The 15057-nt window shown below is 59.9% G+C and carries 15 protein-coding genes; 7 read left to right on the top strand and 8 right to left on the bottom strand.

Annotated features, from left to right (window positions below; translation table 11 throughout):
- Nucleotides 1–65 precede the first annotated feature (65 nt).
- Nucleotides 66–1715, top strand: coding sequence for an alpha,alpha-trehalase TreA (gene treA / locus BG60_RS07015; RefSeq protein WP_008347955.1), 1650 nt, complete (start codon nucleotides 66–68; stop codon nucleotides 1713–1715).
- A gap of 60 nt (nucleotides 1716–1775) precedes the next feature.
- Here treA and BG60_RS07010 read toward each other — a convergent pair whose 3' ends face one another.
- Together BG60_RS07010 and BG60_RS07005 are read right to left on the bottom strand one after the other, a co-directional pair.
- Nucleotides 1776–2012: a tautomerase family protein gene (locus BG60_RS07010; protein WP_008347957.1), complete on the bottom strand. Its 237-nt coding sequence runs from the start codon at nucleotides 2010–2012 to the stop codon at nucleotides 1776–1778.
- A 69-nt stretch (nucleotides 2013–2081) separates the two neighbouring features.
- A complete protein-coding gene (locus tag BG60_RS07005) occupies nucleotides 2082–2792 on the bottom strand; it encodes an SDR family NAD(P)-dependent oxidoreductase (protein WP_008347959.1) in 711 nt (236 codons plus the stop codon).
- 186 nt (nucleotides 2793–2978) lie between these two features.
- On the opposite strand from BG60_RS07005, the gene BG60_RS07000 reads away from it, so the two are divergent.
- Nucleotides 2979–3701, top strand: a complete 723-nt coding sequence (locus BG60_RS07000; protein WP_008347961.1) for a haloacid dehalogenase type II — start codon at nucleotides 2979–2981, stop codon at nucleotides 3699–3701.
- Nucleotides 3702–3734: 33 nt separating this feature from the next.
- On the opposite strand, the gene BG60_RS06995 is transcribed toward BG60_RS07000, so the two are convergent.
- Nucleotides 3735–4028: a DUF1330 domain-containing protein gene (locus tag BG60_RS06995; protein WP_008347963.1), complete on the bottom strand. Its 294-nt coding sequence runs from the start codon at nucleotides 4026–4028 to the stop codon at nucleotides 3735–3737.
- Nucleotides 4029–4256: 228 nt separating this feature from the next.
- Here BG60_RS06995 and BG60_RS06990 point away from each other — a divergent pair, with 228 nt between their 5' ends.
- On the top strand, nucleotides 4257–4556 hold the full coding sequence (locus BG60_RS06990; RefSeq protein WP_008347964.1) for a DUF4148 domain-containing protein: 300 nt from the start codon (nucleotides 4257–4259) through the stop codon (nucleotides 4554–4556).
- A gap of 48 nt (nucleotides 4557–4604) precedes the next feature.
- Here BG60_RS06990 and BG60_RS06985 read toward each other — a convergent pair whose 3' ends face one another.
- The 3 genes from BG60_RS06985 to BG60_RS06975 all read right to left on the bottom strand — a co-directional run bounded on the left by BG60_RS06985 (nucleotide 4605) and on the right by BG60_RS06975 (nucleotide 7744).
- On the bottom strand, nucleotides 4605–5486 hold the full coding sequence (locus BG60_RS06985) for an isocitrate lyase/PEP mutase family protein (RefSeq protein ID WP_008347967.1): 882 nt from the start codon (nucleotides 5484–5486) through the stop codon (nucleotides 4605–4607).
- Between the two features lie 97 nt (nucleotides 5487–5583).
- Complete coding sequence (locus BG60_RS06980) at nucleotides 5584–6468, bottom strand: amidohydrolase family protein (RefSeq protein ID WP_008347968.1); 885 nt, start codon at nucleotides 6466–6468, stop codon at nucleotides 5584–5586.
- Complete coding sequence (locus BG60_RS06975; protein WP_008347969.1) at nucleotides 6461–7744, bottom strand: MFS transporter; 1284 nt, start codon at nucleotides 7742–7744, stop codon at nucleotides 6461–6463. Before BG60_RS06975 ends, BG60_RS06980 begins: the two co-directional genes overlap by 8 nt.
- 126 nt (nucleotides 7745–7870) lie before the next feature.
- On the opposite strand from BG60_RS06975, the gene BG60_RS06970 reads away from it, so the two are divergent.
- From BG60_RS06970 to BG60_RS06955, 4 genes are all read left to right on the top strand, one after another.
- The gene (locus tag BG60_RS06970; RefSeq protein ID WP_008347970.1) at nucleotides 7871–8752 is read left to right on the top strand and encodes a LysR family transcriptional regulator; all 882 of its coding nucleotides are present in this window, start codon (nucleotides 7871–7873) and stop codon (nucleotides 8750–8752) included.
- 29 nt (nucleotides 8753–8781) lie between these two features.
- On the top strand, nucleotides 8782–9954 hold the full coding sequence (locus BG60_RS06965; RefSeq protein WP_008347971.1) for an alpha/beta hydrolase: 1173 nt from the start codon (nucleotides 8782–8784) through the stop codon (nucleotides 9952–9954).
- Nucleotides 9955–10098: 144 nt separating this feature from the next.
- The gene (locus tag BG60_RS06960; protein ID WP_008347972.1) at nucleotides 10099–11295 is read left to right on the top strand and encodes an acyltransferase family protein; all 1197 of its coding nucleotides are present in this window, start codon (nucleotides 10099–10101) and stop codon (nucleotides 11293–11295) included.
- Nucleotides 11296–11309: 14 nt separating this feature from the next.
- On the top strand, nucleotides 11310–12014 hold the full coding sequence (locus BG60_RS06955) for a class I SAM-dependent methyltransferase (protein WP_008347973.1): 705 nt from the start codon (nucleotides 11310–11312) through the stop codon (nucleotides 12012–12014).
- Here the strand turns inward: BG60_RS06955 and BG60_RS06950 are convergent.
- Complete coding sequence (locus BG60_RS06950; RefSeq protein WP_235366221.1) at nucleotides 11999–13306, bottom strand: MATE family efflux transporter; 1308 nt, start codon at nucleotides 13304–13306, stop codon at nucleotides 11999–12001. The two genes, BG60_RS06955 and BG60_RS06950, sit on opposite strands and share 16 nt — an antisense overlap.
- A 357-nt stretch (nucleotides 13307–13663) precedes the next feature.
- Nucleotides 13664–15037, bottom strand: a complete 1374-nt coding sequence (locus tag BG60_RS06945) for a sigma-54 dependent transcriptional regulator (RefSeq protein ID WP_008347976.1) — start codon at nucleotides 15035–15037, stop codon at nucleotides 13664–13666.
- Between the last annotated feature and the right edge of the window lie 20 nt (nucleotides 15038–15057).

The raw sequence follows: 15057 nt of genomic DNA, 5'->3' as shown, positions 1-15057 counted from the left end.
TCGATAACAACAAGAAAGGCCCGAGCGAGACCAGTCCGGTTTAATCACCCTTCGAAGGAGTGAACATGATCGTACTGTCATCGGATCCAGCGGCGCACGACGCGTCGCGGCGCTTCCGCATAAAGGCACGCGGAATGCTGTGCGCCTGGCTCGTCATGAGCTCGGCTGCCAATGTCGCCTATGCCGACGCACAAACGGCGTATACGCTTCTGCCGCCACCCAGCGAGTTATACGGTGACCTTTTCGTCGCCGTGCAGACGCAGGGCGTCTATCCCGATCAGAAGACTTTCGTCGATGCCATACCCAAGATAGACCCCGCGCAGATCGTGCAGGCTTATCATCAGCAGATGTCGGTGCCGGGCTTCTCGCTCGCGACGTTCGTCGCACAATACTTCACGCCGCCGACGGATCAGGTGATTACGCCGCCGCCGAATCAGAGCCTGCGCGAACATATCGACTGGCTTTGGCCCGAACTCACGCGTCTGACGACGACCGCGAACGTACCCGCCAACAGTTCCCTGATTCCGATGCCAAAGCAGTACGTGGTGCCTGGCGGACGCTTTCGGGAAGGTTACTACTGGGATACCTATTTCACGATGCTCGGTCTGCAGGAGGCAGGCCGCGAAGATCTCGTCGACGATATGCTCGATAACTTCGCGTATCTGATCGACACGATCGGCCATATTCCGAATGGCAATCGCACATACTATGTGAGCCGTTCGCAGCCGCCGTTCTTCTCCTATATGGTCGAACTTGCCGCGCACAAGGAAGGTGGACGTGTTTATCAGAAGTATTTGCCGCAATTGCGCCGCGAACATGATTACTGGATGCAAGGAGCGGATACGCTGCAGCCAGGCGGCGCGGTACGCAACGTCGTGATGATGCCGGACAAGACCGTGCTCAATCGGTATTGGGACGAACGCGATACGCCGCGCGACGAGTCCTACTCGGAAGACGTGGCGACCGCCAAGCTGGTCACGAACCGTCCGGCGAACGAGGTGTATCGCGACTTGCGTGCGGCGGCCGAAAGCGGCTGGGACTTCAGCTCGCGCTGGTTCGGCGACAATATGACGCTTGCGACGATCCGCACGACATCGATCATTCCCGTCGATTTGAATAGCCTGATGTTCCACCTCGAAACGACGATCGCAATCGGTTGCGGCGAGGCGCGTGATTTCCGTTGTGTCGGCGAATTCGTGGGGCGTGCGGCCAAACGCGCGATCGGCATCAACAGATATCTCTGGAACAAGAACGGGTATTACGGCGATTACGACTGGAAACTCGGTCAGCCGCGCAACAACCCATCGGCTGCTATGCTCTATCCGCTCTTCGCCAACGTGGCGTGGCCGGAGCGCGCGCACAAGACCGCGGAAACCGTCGAAGCGATCTTGCTCAAGCCGGGCGGACTCACGACGACCATGTACAACACGACGCAGCAATGGGACGCGCCGAATGGCTGGGCGCCATTGCACTGGATCGCCGTGCAAGGATTGAAGCGCTATGGGCGCAGCGATCTCGCGCAACAGATCGGCACGCGCTTTCTTGCCGACGTGAATAACGTCTATAACACTCAACATAAGCTCGTTGAGAAGTACATCGTGGAAGGTAGTGGAACGGGCGGCGGAGGAGGTGGGGAATATCCGTTACAGGATGGTTTCGGATGGACGAATGGCGTGACGCTGAAACTGCTCGATCTCTATTCGCCGGGGCAATGAGCCGATGAAACGGCGGGCATCGTCAAAGGTCATGTAGCGATGCCCGCGTTCCGGTTCGCGTCAATCCTTCTTCGCCTGCTTTTGCCGCCGATATTCCGGTACTGTCATGCCGCCCACGCCCCAGTTCTCCATTTCCACTTCCTGGATGACGACGAACGTGGTATCGAGCGGCTTGTTCAATACTTCGAGAAGGAGTTGGCTCGCGCCCTCGATGAGTTGCTTCTTTTCCTCGGCAGTCACCGCGTTCGTGCCGGGCTTGTTGCCTTCGCGTGTCACCTGAATCGTTACGATCGGCATGACGATCTCCTTGAGTGGGAAACGACGAAGCGCCTGCGAGAGGCGCATCCTCAACGGGTAAAGAATCGATCAATGTCCCGCGCTTTGACCGCCGTCGACGTGCAGGATCTCGCCCGTCACGAACGGCGCCGCATCAAGATACAGCACCGCGTTCGCGATGTCGCTCATTTCGCCCATGTGTCCCATCGGATGGAGTGCGCCGAGCGCGTCGTGCGTTTCGGGCGCATGCATCGGCGACTTGATGATGCCGGGCGACACTGCATTCGCGCGAATGCCTGACTTCGCATACTCGATAGCAAGCGACTTTGTCGCGGAATTCAGACCGCCCTTGGTCAGCGACGCCAATACCGAAGGCACGCCGCTTACCGCATGATCCACGAGCGACGTCGTGATGCTGACGATGTGGCCGCTCTTGTTCTTTTCCATTTGCTCGATAGCCAGTTGCGTGATGTGGAAGAAGCCATTCACATTCACCTTCAGAACCGCGGCATAGTCTTCCTGCGTATATTGCGTGAAAGGCTTCGCGACGAATACGCCGGCGTTGTTGACGAGCGTATCGATGCGGCCGAACTTTGCGATTGCCGCTTCGACCACGCGCTGCGCGGTGGCGCGATCGCCGATATCACCGGCGACAGCGACGACGTTCGGATCGTCCGGTTGCTGAATTGAACGGGCGGTCGCGACGACGCGATAACCTTGCGCACGGAATGCCTTGACGATTTCAGCGCCGATGCCTTGCGATGCACCGGTAACGATAGCGACTTTGCTTGCGTTGCTCATGATGAACCTCGATGAATGTTGGTTTGGGCCTGTTGCGGATCGGACCGACGGCTCCGATGGCTCGTAATCTAGGCCTTTCGAGATTCCTTGCGTACACCCGTGATGGACAATCAGTCTTGCGTGCGAGGAACAAATGGGCCGCAGCGAAATCGATCAGACGAATGAATCACCGATAGGAGAAACGACGTGACGCTGCAAAACGTAAAGGCCTTCGTGTTCGATGTATTCGGCACGGTAGTGGACTGGCGCGGCGGAGTTGCACGCGAGGCTGCGCCATTTCTTCAACGCCACGGCGCAATCGACGCAACGCCCGAAGCGTTCGCCGATGCATGGCGAAGCCGCTACGTGCCTGCGATGCGCAAGGTGATCAACGGGGAGCGGCCATTCGTGCGGCTCGATGTGCTGCATCGCGAGAATCTGCTCGACGTGCTGCCGGAGTTCGGCATCGATCCGAATGCCGTGGCTGCCGAAGCGCTCGAAGAGTTGAATCTTGCATGGCATCGGCTCGATCCGTGGCCGGATTCGATAACGGGTTTGCAACGGCTCAAGGCGCGCCATATCATCGCGCCGCTTTCGAACGGCAATATTCGATTAATGGTCGATATGGCGAAGCGCGCCGGTCTGCCTTGGGATGCGATTCTCGGCGCGGAGATTGCGCAAATCTATAAGCCCGATCCGCAGGCGTATTTACGCACGGCCGAAGTGTTGATGCTGACGCCGGAAGAAGTATGTCTCGTCGCCGCGCATAACGACGATCTCGCGGCGGCAAGAAGGTGTGGGTTGCGCACGGCGTTCATCGCACGGCCCTATGAACGCGGTCCCGCTCAGACAGTGGATTTAAAAGCCGAAAGCGATTGGGATGTCGTTGCCAAGGATATGAACGAATTGGCCGATGCCGTGGGTGCGTGAGCGCTGCGAGCATCGGCCAATGACGAGCTGGATTTAAGCGACGCCTTCGACGATGCGGAAGTCGCGCACGACGGAATCGCCCAGCACTTCCAGTGCGCGCTTATACGTTGCACTGTTATAGGCGGCGACGGCTGCTTCGAGTGAATCGTATTCGATGACGACGGTGCGCTCGAGCACGCCTTCGCCTTGCACCATCGACGCAACGCCGCGCACGAGCGGACGGCCGCCGCCTTCTGCAATAGCCTGCGTTGCGATCTTCGAGTATTCCGCAACCTGATCGGGCTTCATGATTTTTGTGTACACACTGACCCAATATCCCTTTGCCATCTTTATCTCCAGTGTTTGAAGGGCGCCTTGCGCCATGAGGCGAACGCACTGTGCATTTGCATTCAGTCCGGCGGACAGCATAGCAAATTCTCGATTAAGCGCGTTTCGGTGAAAGGTGCTTTCTTGCGCTAGGGGTTAACCCGAGAGCACCTGCGTCATAAACTGCTTTCACTGCTTCGAAAGGCACTGTGTTCGAAGCCGGGCACCTTATAACACTGGAGTTTCATCATGAAGTCGATCATCCGCGCAGCACTCGTCGCAACCGCTCTCGTCATTCCCGTCGCTTCGTTCGCGCAAAGCCAGATCACGCGCGCTCAAGTGCGCGCGGAATTGGCGGCATTGGAGAGCGTCGGCTATCACGTCGGCGACGGCGATCAGGCGCACTATCCCGAAGCCATTCAAGCGGCCGAAGCGAAGCTCGCCGCACGCGATGGTGCGACGGCCTATGGCGGCGCGGCCAACGGTGCATCGCAATCGGGTAGCGCACGTGTGTCGCAGTCCGACTGGAACGCAATGTACTCGCGCTAAATGCGTGAATGACTGAAGCGGTCTATATGACCGCCTCAGGCGATGCATTCAGTCCGCAGCGTATTTGCGGTCGAGTGCATCGAAGAGCGGCTTGTTCACAAGCCGCTGACGCTCGGCGAAAGGCGCAACGACAGCGGGATTTTCGTCGAGACGTCCCTGCGATTTCAAGGCGCCGAGCGCGGTCTGCATGCCGCGCACGGCGCTTTGCAATGCCGCATTTGCATAGAGCACGAGGCTGAAGCCGAGGCGTTCGAGATCCGCGCGGTCGGTAACAGGCGTCTTTCCGCCGATCACGATGTTGATCAGTTGCGGCGCGTCGAGCAGCTTCGGCAGTGACGCGATTTGCTCCGGCGTTTCGATCGCTTCGACGAAGAGAATGTCGGCGCCCGCTTCGACGAATGCGCGTGCTCGTTCGATCGCTGCATCGAAGCCCTCCACCGCGCACGCATCGGTGCGCGCGATGATCAGAAAGTTATCGTCTTCGCGGGCATCCGCCGCTGCGCGTATCTTCCCTACCATTTCATTCGTCGATATCACGGCTTTGCCCGCGAAGTGCCCGCATTTCTTCGGCATAACCTGATCTTCGAGCTGAATGGCGTCCGCGCCCGCGCGCTCCAGCGTGCGTACCGTGTGACGCACGTTGAGCGCATTGCCGAAGCCCGTGTCCGCGTCGACGATAAGCGGCAGGTCCACTGCATCGCGGATGCGCGACGTATGCTCCGCGATTTCCGCGAGTCCCATGAAGCCGAGATCCGGCAGGCCGAGCGACATGTTGGTTACACCTGCACCGGTGATGTAGATCGCCTCGAAGCCGAGATCGGCGGCGACTTGCGCGCTCATTGCGTTGAATGCGCCGGGCAGCAGCAGGGCGCTGCGAGCGTTGACCCGTTCGCGAAAGGCCGCGCGGCGGCGCGAGGATGAAGTGGTCATGGCTAAGGTTCCGGAAAGATAGTTCGTGTTCAGCGTCGATGCATGCGCCAGCGTCTGCAATGCTAACGCGCGATGCGCTTCGGCGCTCGCACGAACGTCATTCGAAGCGGAACAGCGCACGCGCCGAATCGCGCAACACGATGGTACGCAGCGATGCGTCGGGAATCCAGCGGTCGAGCGCTTCGCGCGATGCGCCGTAGTCCATCAGGCTTTGATGTTGCGTGTGCGGCCAGTCGCTGCCCCACACGAGCCGCGCTGCGCCGAATGAATCGAGCAAGGCGGACGTGAGCGTCTGACCGAGCGACGTGCCGGTTTCGCCTTCCACGCTGCGGTAAGCCGCCGATAGCTTGACCCACACGCGGCCGCATTGCGCCGTCGTCAGCAGATAGCGAAAGCCCGGATCGTCGGCGCCAAATGCCGGATCGGGACGGCCGAAATGATCGATCACGATTGTGCAGGCTTGTTCGAGCAATGGCGCGATAAGCATCGGCAAGTCCACGGCATCGCGATGAATCTCGACGTGCCAGCCGAGCGCGTTGACGCGCTCGAATAACGCTCGCCAACGCGCTTCACGCAGATCGGGCAACGCAAGCCCGATCAGATTGAGCCGCATGCCGACGACGCCGAGTGCCGCGAGGCGATACAACTCCGCGTCGCTGATCGAAGGATCGATAACGGCCACACCGCGAAAGCGTTGCGGATAGTGCTGCAGCACATCGAGAAAAAACGAATTGTCGGTGCCGAGAAAACTCGGTTGCACGAGCACCGCATGAGAGACGCCGTTGGTGCGCAAGTGTTCCGCATAGGCATCGAGCGTTGCGTCGTAGTCGGGTGCGTGTCGACGATGCGGTGCCAGCGGCAGGCCGCGCACGAAGACATGCGCGTGACTGTCGATCGCTTCGATGGCGGCAGGCTTCGATTCGAGCCATTGCTCATCGCCGAGCGTGGAATGAAGTGAACGCGTCATGGAAAGTTCAGACATGCTTGGGCGAACGCTCGTTCGACGCAGCTTGACCAGGCACAACAGCAATGCGACGGCCTTTCGTTTCAGGCAAGAGCAACGCGGCCACGACGACGAGTCCATAGGCCGCGCCCGCGTCGATGCCGATTGCCTGTCCGATCGGCATCGAATTGCCCATGTGGCCGACGAGCACCGGAAACGCCGCCGACACGACGCGTCCGAAGTTGTAGCAGAAGCCGACGCCCGTACCGCGCACGCCTTGCGGATAGAGCTCGTTGAAGAGCGCGCCGAGCGTTGCGGGAATGCCCGCGGAGAACAGACCGAGCGGGAAGCTCAATACGAGCATGGCAATATCGCCGATGGGCAGGAACACATAGACGTTGACCGTGACCGCGCAACAGACAGCGAAGAGAATCACGTTCTTCCTGCGACCGATCTTGTCTTGCAGCCATGCACTGACAAAGCATCCGATGATGAATGCCGTAATCACGACAGCCAGATAGCCGCCCGTGCCGAGCACCGACAAATGCCGCTCGGTTTTCAGGTACGTGGGCAGCCATGTGGTAATGGCGTGATAGCCGCCGTGCGCGCCGAGGCCGATCAATCCGCCGACGATCGTCGTGCGCAGCACAGAAGGATGAAAGATTCCAGCGAGAATGGCGAGAGCGCTCTGACGTTGTGCATGTTCCTTTTCGGCAGGTTTCGATTCACGCGGCGGCTCTTCGATATTGCGGCGCATATAAATGACGAGCACAGCCGGAATGAGGCCGACGGCGAACAGCACGCGCCAGGCCCAGTCGGGTGATACCCATGAAAACACGATTGCATAGAGCAGAACCGCACCGGCCCAGCCAAAGCCCCATGCGCTTTGCACGATGCCCATAGCTTTGCCGCGATGTTTCGCGCGAATCGTTTCGCTCAACAATACTGCGCCCGCCGTCCATTCGCCGCCGAAGCCGAGTCCCTGAAGCGACTTGAGCACGAGCAACTGTTCGAAATTCTGCGCAAAGGCGCTGAGAAACGTGAAAAGCGAAAACCAGAGAACCGTGACTTGCAAGGCCTTGACGCGTCCGATTCGATCGGAAAGCACGCCCGCGAAGAGTCCGCCCAATGCGCCCGCGACGAGCGTCGCGCCGCCGATCAGACCGGCTTGTCCTTTTCCGATGCCCCATGTCGCGATGAGTGTCGGAATGACGAGACTGAATAACTGCGTATCGACGCCGTCGAGCGCCCAGCCTGCAAAGCATCCCCAAAGCGTGCGTCTTTCCGCCGTGGAAATTTCACGGTACCAATTCATCTCGCGTCTCCTGTGCTGGCCTCTGGCCGGCTCTTGTTCAATATGCCACTGAATTCTAAAAACGAATCGCGGCCGCGCATACTATGGATACGTTCATCTTTCATAGCATTTTGATATGCTCGCAAGATGGAGACGCGCAACCTCAAATACTTTCTCGCGGTAGTCGATGCAGGCAGCGTCACGCGCGCGGCCGAGGTACTCGATATTGCGCAACCCGCGTTGAGTCAGGCGCTTTCGCGCATGGAGCGCGATCTTGGCGTGAAGCTTTTCGAGCGCACGCGACGTGGCGCGCAATTGACTCCGGCGGGCGACGCAATCGTCGAAGACATTCGATTGAGCGTGGCGCGCATTGACGCGGCATCGCATCGTGCGCGTGAAATCGGTGCGCAGCGCGGCGGCCGCCTGACGATAGGCTTTGCATCGGCGGCACTTTTCAGCCTGTTGCCTCGCGCGATTGCGGCGCTGCGCGAAGAGGTGCCGAACGTCGAACTCATGCTGAGAGAAATGAGCAATGCGGAGCAGGCAAGCGCGTTGGAGAAAGGAACGATCGATATCGGCTTGCTGCATACGCCTGTTGCCGTGGGCGGGCGCATGCGCGAAAAGTTGATCGTGAGAGAGCGCTTGCTCGCGGTACTGCCGATGTCTTTTGTTATTGGCGACGATGGAAAAGTCGGTTTGAAGGAGTTATCCGATGCAGGCCTCGTCTGGTTTCCGAGCGATCAATTGCCGGTAGTTCGCGCGGGCATCCTCAGTGCTTTTCGTAAAGCGGGTTGCGAAGCCAACGTCGTGCAGGACGCGAATCGTTCTCTGACGGTATTGGCTTGCGTCGCGGCCGGATGCGGCGCATCGCTCCTGCCGCAATCCGTGACTGCGTTGCAGTTCGCCGGCGTGCGCTTCTGCGACGTGCGCGACGGCGATAACCTGCCACCATTCGAACTCAGCGCAATATGGCCGATGCGTTCCCGCCCGACGCTCGCGGATCGCTTCGCGGCCTTGCTCGAAGCATGAGCGCATGATCGCATCGCAAGGAGACACGCATGAATGAAACATCGAACGATCTGCCGCTACCGGACGGCATTCGCGCGCGCATGATCGACAATGGCAATGGCCTTTCGATGCATGTGCTCGAAGCCGGATTCGATATCCCCGGTCGGCCTTGCATCGTGCTCCTTCACGGCTTTCCCGAACTCGCTTATAGCTGGCGCAAGATCATGAAACCGCTTGCCGATGCGGGCTTTCATGTCGTCGCGCCGGATCAGCGCGGTTATGGGCGCACTATCGGCGGTATTGCTTCATTCGATACCGATCTCGAAGAGTTCACATTTCCGAATCTGGTCCGCGATGTACTGGGTCTCGTGTCGGCGCTGGGTTATCGCAGAGTCGCATCGGTTATCGGTCACGATTTCGGCTCGCCCGTTGCCGCGTGGTGTGCATTGATTCGTCCCGATGTATTCGCATCGGTCGTGATGATGAGCGCGCCTTTTGCGGGGCCGCCCGCATTCGCCTTCAATACCGCGAACGACGATGCAAGGCTCGCGCGCGTCGAGACGGCGCAATCGCTCATGGCCGAAGCGGTCGCCGGGCTCGCGTCGCTCGATCCGCCGCGCAAGCACTATCAATGGTATTACTCGGGCGCGCAGGCGAATGACGACATGTGGCACCCGCCGCAAGGACTCGCCGCGTTCTTGCGCGCGTATTACCACATGAAGAGCGCGGACTGGCCGGACAATGATCCGCATCCGCTCGCATCCGTTTCTGCCGATCAACTGGCTTTGCTGCCCACGTACTACGTAATGAACGCGGATGCGACGATGCCGCAAACCGTCGCCGAACATTCGCCCGACGCCGATCAAATCGCCGGATGTGCCTGGCTGTCCAACCGCGATTTGAACGTCTATGCGAGCGAATACGCGCGCACGGGATTTCAGGGTGGACTGAACTGGTATCGGTGCGGCACCGATCCGAGTCTTGCTGCTGCACTGCGGATGTGGTCGGGGCGCACTATCGACGTGCCGTCATGCTTTATCGCAGGCGCGAGCGACTGGGGCTATTACCAGCGGCCGGGCGATTTCGAAGCGATGCGCGTGCTGGCCTGCACCGATTTTCGCGCGACGCATCTGATCGAAGGCGCAGGACATTGGGTGCAGCAGGAGCAGCCGAGCACCGTCGTCAGCCGCATACTGCGGTTTCTCCGTCAGAATGCGCCATAGAAATGTATCCATACGTGTATGAAGTTTCTTGTTGTAAGAGTGTCATCTGAATGAGTTGTCCGGCGGAACTTCATTGAAATCGCGGCTGTCCACGAGCCTCGCGGCCTTTTTTGTAGGTCGGCATGAACCGCGAGGAGAGTATCGATGGATAAAGGACGTGTTGCCGCGCTCGACGCTGGCCGGGCGCTCGCGATCGTCGGGGTAGTCGCAGTACACCTGTCGTTTCAGTTTCCCAATCTGCCGGGCACCGTCACGCTCATTGCGCGCATGGGCCAATACGGCGTGCAGTTGTTCTTCGTGATCAGCGCGATCACGATCTTCATGACGCTCGAAGTGGATCACGCGCGCTGCGCGGATGCGCGTCATGTCACGTTGCGCTTCTATATCAAGCGTTTCTTTCGCATAGCGCCGATGTACTACGCGGCGATCGCGGTCTATGGACTCATCAGCTATGGCGCGACGCGCTCGGGCATCGAACGCGCATGGATTCTCGGCGCACATGGGCCGATGGACGTGCTGCTCAACCTGGTCTTTCTGCATGCGCTTTCGCCGACAGCGATCAATAACGTCGTGCCAGGCGGATGGTCGATCGGCGTGGAGATGCTGTTCTACCTGATTGCGCCACTTCTATTTTTTCTCGCGATGAATCGCGCGCGCCTCTTGCTGGCTACGGTGTTGTTGCTCGGCCTCTCGTATGCCGTGATGTCGATGGCCGATTGCAACGGCACGCTCGATTGCAATGTCGCCAATAACACGTTCAGCTATTTCTGGCCGCCCGTGCAGGGTCCGTGCTTCATCGTCGGCATGTGGGCGTGGTATGCATTTCGCTCGCATCTTCTCGGCGCGTCCGACGTGACGGCGCGCGTGTCTTTACTGTATTTTTCACTGGCGCTGGCTTTTGCGCTCACGACCGCAGCGCTCGGCGTGTGGCTCGACAAGGCGCATGCGCTCGCGCCCGTATTCGCGGCATGCAGCGCCGTGGCCTTTCTGCTCTTCGTGTGTTCACGTCATGCCCGCAAGCATCGCGATAACAAGCATGCCGTGCCGCGCATCACACTCGTTCGACGCGCCGCCGCCGCGCTCGGCCGCGAAAGTTATGGTATTTATCTCTGGCACTTCATCTGCGTCTACGTGACGTTTCATTTCTTCGATCGCTCATTCGGACAGAAGAATGGAGAGACGTCGCTCGCGTTGTTCGGCGCGACGCTGATCGCGGTGCTCGTCGTCTCTTATGCATTGTCGCGTGTGTCGGACCGGCTGATTCAAGGGCGTGCTACACGCTTGTCGAGACGCCTGCTCGCATCGGTCGATCGACGCTTTCATCTGACGCGCGACGCCTGATCGCGAGGATAAGCATGAGCGCAGAACGCCTGACGGAAAGCCGGCATGGCTCGGCTTTCCCGCTGTCAAAGTACACGCGCGCGTTCATTCGATTCGCTCGCAAGCGGGGTGGCGTAGTGCTGGATATCGGCGCAGGTTATGGAACCGCGTCCCTGCCTACGTTAAGCAAACGCACGCGCGTGATCGCGAACGACATTTCCCGGGCGCAACTGGAGCAAATCCGGCAGGCTGCACCGGCCGCGTACGTCAGTAATCTCGTCTTGCTGGAAGGCGCGTTCCCGCACTACGAACTCGAAGCCTCTTCTCTCGACGTGATTCTCGCGTCTCACGTACTCCATTTCCTCGCGCCCGATGATTTCCGCACGGGCGTCGCCCGGCTATTCGATTGGCTCAAACCCAACGGCAAGGCATTCGTGCTGTGCTTCACGCCGTATCATCGTTTCATGGCGAAGATGATTTCCGACTACGAGCGGGCGATCGTATCGGGCAATGCATGGCCAGGATTGACGGAGGACTCGGATCGCTATGCACTCGCGCCAAAGCTATTGCCCGCGACAGTCAACCTCATGGACCCGACGATACTCGCCCGCGAATTCATGCTCGCGGGTTTTCGCATCGAGTGCGTGGAATTCACGCCGTGTCCTCGGGGCGTGAATCCGGAATACTTCCCTCTCGATGGCCGCGAGTGGGTCGGACTCGTTGCCTACAAAAGCGCCTGATTCGTCGTCGCTGGCGCGGGCAATTCGAACCGCCTTCCGCGCGTGCGATACAGCACGATGCTCAGAGCCAGCGTCGCAAGCTCGGTGATGGCGACGGTCATCCAGATGCCGCGCGGCCCGAACCATTCGGTCAGAAGCCAGAGCATCGACAAGAGCAGCAGCCAGCTTCGCAACAGGGCGACGATCATCGACGCGAGCGGCGCTTCGATGGCCGTCAGATAGCCGCTGATCGCTACGTTGATCGCGGCAGGCAGGAACGCGAGCGCGCACCACGGCAATGCGTCGCGCAGAAGCGCTTGTGCCGCAGGACTGTCGGGCACGAAGAGCGCCCCGAGCGGTTGCGCGAGCGCGAGGATCGCGAAAGCGGCGGCGAGTGCGAAGCCTGCCGTAACGATGACGCCGATCGAAAACGCGCGCGACACGGCATGCGCGTTGCCCGCGCCGCGCTGAAAGCTCACGATAGGCTGCATGCTCTGTACGAGCGCGACCATCATGACCGACGCGATCATCGTCATGTATTCCACGACTGCGAACGCAACGAGGCCGGTGTCGCCGAGCCAGCGCAATACAGCGTGATTGAACGCGAAGAGCGTGACGCTTGGCGCGATCTCGCCGAGAAACTCCGATGCCCCGTTATAAGCCATGCGCCATGCGTGATCGAGCCGCGTGAAAGCATGGGCAACAGGCCGAACGTGCCGGGCCTTGACGAAGTGGTAGGCGAGCATCGGCATGCAGGCGAGCGCCTGGCTGATGCCCGATGCGAGCGCCGCGCCACGCATGCCCCATTGCATGTGGCTCACCATCCACCATGTCAAGGCGACATCGGCGGTGCCGCCCGCGATCAGGCAGACGAGACCGAACTTCGCCGCGCCTTCGATTCGCAAGAACAGTTCGAGCGCATAACATGCGGTCGGAAACAGAACGAAAGGCGCATAGGCGTGCAGGAAGTCTTTCGCGAGCAGCGCAAGCTCGCCGCGCGCGCCCGTCCATTGCACGAAGGTATCGGCATAAAAATGGATCGCCATCGCGAATGTCACGCCGCATAGACCGAGCAGCCAGAGCGCCTGTGTGAATGCTTCGGCGGCATCGCGTTCGCGCTGCTCGCCGAGCAATCTCGAGACGAGCGTCGATCCGCCGACGCCGATCATCACGCTGAATGCGTAAGGCAGATAGAGCAACGGAACGAGCACATTCAACGCGGCAAGCGCATCTGGGCCGACATGGCGTCCGATGAAGATGCCGCTGATGACCGAGTGCATGCAGTACACCCATGCAGCTAGCACGGTGGGCACTGCATAGTTCGAAAATTGACGAATGAGAGAAGCGTTGTTATTGAAAGCCATGACTGACAACCAGACGTTACTCGCTAGGCACGCCCATAAGAATTCGCGACGCATCATGCGTGCGAATGAATGTTATGGCATGGCGCATTAGCGCAGAATGAGCGCGCCGAAGATACGCAGGCGGGCCGCAAATGATTGAAACGAGACTGCGTAGCGCGGGAGCGCTACGAGAGGAACTGCGACGTGCGTGAGGTACGAATGCGGTGTGAATGCCGCTTCACGCTTTCATGACGCCGTGATTGGAGCGGCGAAGGCGAATGAAGGTTCCTTATTGCCCTTTTAAGCGAATCATGATTCGCGCACCGGTCAGCCGCCTGATGCCTCCAGCGGCCTGTCGGCCTTGGCGCGCAAGCCATAGGCAGTCAACATGCGATACAGCGTGACGCGCGAGATGCCCAGTTCGTCCGCCGCTTCGCCGAGACGTCCGCGATGACGTAACAACGCCACGTCGATAGCCTGTCGCTCGGCTGCTTCGCGCGCTTGTGCGAGCGTCATCGGCGCGGCTTCCGCATATTCGCCCAGTTCGAGATCGCTGGCGAGAATCTGCCTTCCTTCCGACATGACGATTGCGCGACGCACGCGATTGATCAACTCGCGCACATTGCCGGGCCAGCCATAGTTATGCAGCGCTGCAATCGCGCACGGCGCGAAGCCGCGAAGCCGCCGGCTCGCGTCTTTTCTGAAGCGATCGAGCATGTGATTCGCAAGCAGTTCGATATCCTTGCCGCGCACGCGCAGCGGCGGCTCGTCGATCTGCAATACGCACAGGCGATGGTACAAGTCCGCGCGGAAGCGTCCTTCGAGCATGGCCGTCTGCATGTCGACGTGCGTCGCCGAAATGATGCGTACATCGACGTCCGTCGAACCTTGTCCGCCGAGACGCTCGATCTTGCGCTCCTGAAGAAAGCGCAGCAGACTCGCCTGACTTTCGAGCGGCAGATCGCCGATTTCATCGAGAAAGAGCGTGCCGCCGTCGGCCGCTTCAACGCGACCAATCTTGCGTTGATTGGCGCCGGTAAATGCGCCGCGCTCATAACCGAAGAGTTCCGACTGCAACAGATGCGCGGGAATCGCGCCGCAGTTGATCGCGACGAAAGGCCGCTCGCGCCGCACGGATCGCTCGTGAATCGCAACAGCGGTGAGTTCCTTGCCCGTGCCCGATTCGCCGGAGATGAAGACGGGCGCATCGGTCATCGCGACTTTTCGAATCGAGCGATAAAGCGCCTGCATTGCATCGCAGGAACCGACCATGCTGCCTTCCTTGCATTCGTCCTTGCGCGGATCGTTGCTCGCGGCATCGTGCAGCGAAACCATGCCGTATGCGTGTCCCACTGCATCGACGATTCGATCGGCGGTGGACGGCACGGTCACATAATCGAAACAAAAATCGCGAATGAGGCGGCAGATATCGGGGTTATCGACATGCTCGGCGTCGACCGTCGCGACCCAGCCGATCTGATAACTTGCGAGCATCGCGGTGAGCGCGGCCGCGTCCTGTGCAAAACCGCGACTGGTGAGATCGACGATACCCGCCGCTGCGCGTTTGCCGTGTTTGGCGGACTTGGGCGGCTTGGCCGGGTCGATGCGCTCGACGGTCCAGCCACGAGCGCACAAACGCTCGGAGACATCGTCCGATAATGCGCGGCCCACGAAGTAGAGCGTTCTGGCTTCCCCGTACATGGCTTTTTCCCGGCTTTTAT

It is taken from the genome of Caballeronia zhejiangensis (assembly GCF_000698575.1).
Taxonomy (GTDB): domain Bacteria; phylum Pseudomonadota; class Gammaproteobacteria; order Burkholderiales; family Burkholderiaceae; genus Caballeronia; species Caballeronia zhejiangensis.
Note: the sequence above shows the minus strand (reverse complement) of the source record. Positions and strands in the feature narration are given on the sequence as shown.

What these genes read in the sequence shown, in the direction of transcription:
- treA (WP_008347955.1), top strand. Translation starts at nt 66, where the DNA reads ATGATCGTACTGTCATCGGATCCAGCGGCGCACGACGCGTCGCGGCGC.
- BG60_RS07010 (WP_008347957.1), bottom strand. Translation starts at nt 2,012, where the DNA reads ATGCCGATCGTAACGATTCAGGTGACACGCGAAGGCAACAAGCCCGGC.
- BG60_RS07005 (WP_008347959.1), bottom strand. Translation starts at nt 2,792, where the DNA reads ATGAGCAACGCAAGCAAAGTCGCTATCGTTACCGGTGCATCGCAAGGC.
- BG60_RS06995 (WP_008347963.1), bottom strand. Translation starts at nt 4,028, where the DNA reads ATGGCAAAGGGATATTGGGTCAGTGTGTACACAAAAATCATGAAGCCC.
- BG60_RS06990 (WP_008347964.1), top strand. Translation starts at nt 4,257, where the DNA reads ATGAAGTCGATCATCCGCGCAGCACTCGTCGCAACCGCTCTCGTCATT.
- BG60_RS06985 (WP_008347967.1), bottom strand. Translation starts at nt 5,486, where the DNA reads ATGACCACTTCATCCTCGCGCCGCCGCGCGGCCTTTCGCGAACGGGTC.
- BG60_RS06980 (WP_008347968.1), bottom strand. Translation starts at nt 6,468, where the DNA reads ATGTCTGAACTTTCCATGACGCGTTCACTTCATTCCACGCTCGGCGAT.
- BG60_RS06975 (WP_008347969.1), bottom strand. Translation starts at nt 7,744, where the DNA reads ATGAATTGGTACCGTGAAATTTCCACGGCGGAAAGACGCACGCTTTGG.
- BG60_RS06970 (WP_008347970.1), top strand. Translation starts at nt 7,871, where the DNA reads ATGGAGACGCGCAACCTCAAATACTTTCTCGCGGTAGTCGATGCAGGC.
- BG60_RS06965 (WP_008347971.1), top strand. Translation starts at nt 8,782, where the DNA reads ATGAATGAAACATCGAACGATCTGCCGCTACCGGACGGCATTCGCGCG.
- BG60_RS06960 (WP_008347972.1), top strand. Translation starts at nt 10,099, where the DNA reads ATGGATAAAGGACGTGTTGCCGCGCTCGACGCTGGCCGGGCGCTCGCG.
- BG60_RS06955 (WP_008347973.1), top strand. Translation starts at nt 11,310, where the DNA reads ATGAGCGCAGAACGCCTGACGGAAAGCCGGCATGGCTCGGCTTTCCCG.
- BG60_RS06945 (WP_008347976.1), bottom strand. Translation starts at nt 15,037, where the DNA reads ATGTACGGGGAAGCCAGAACGCTCTACTTCGTGGGCCGCGCATTATCG.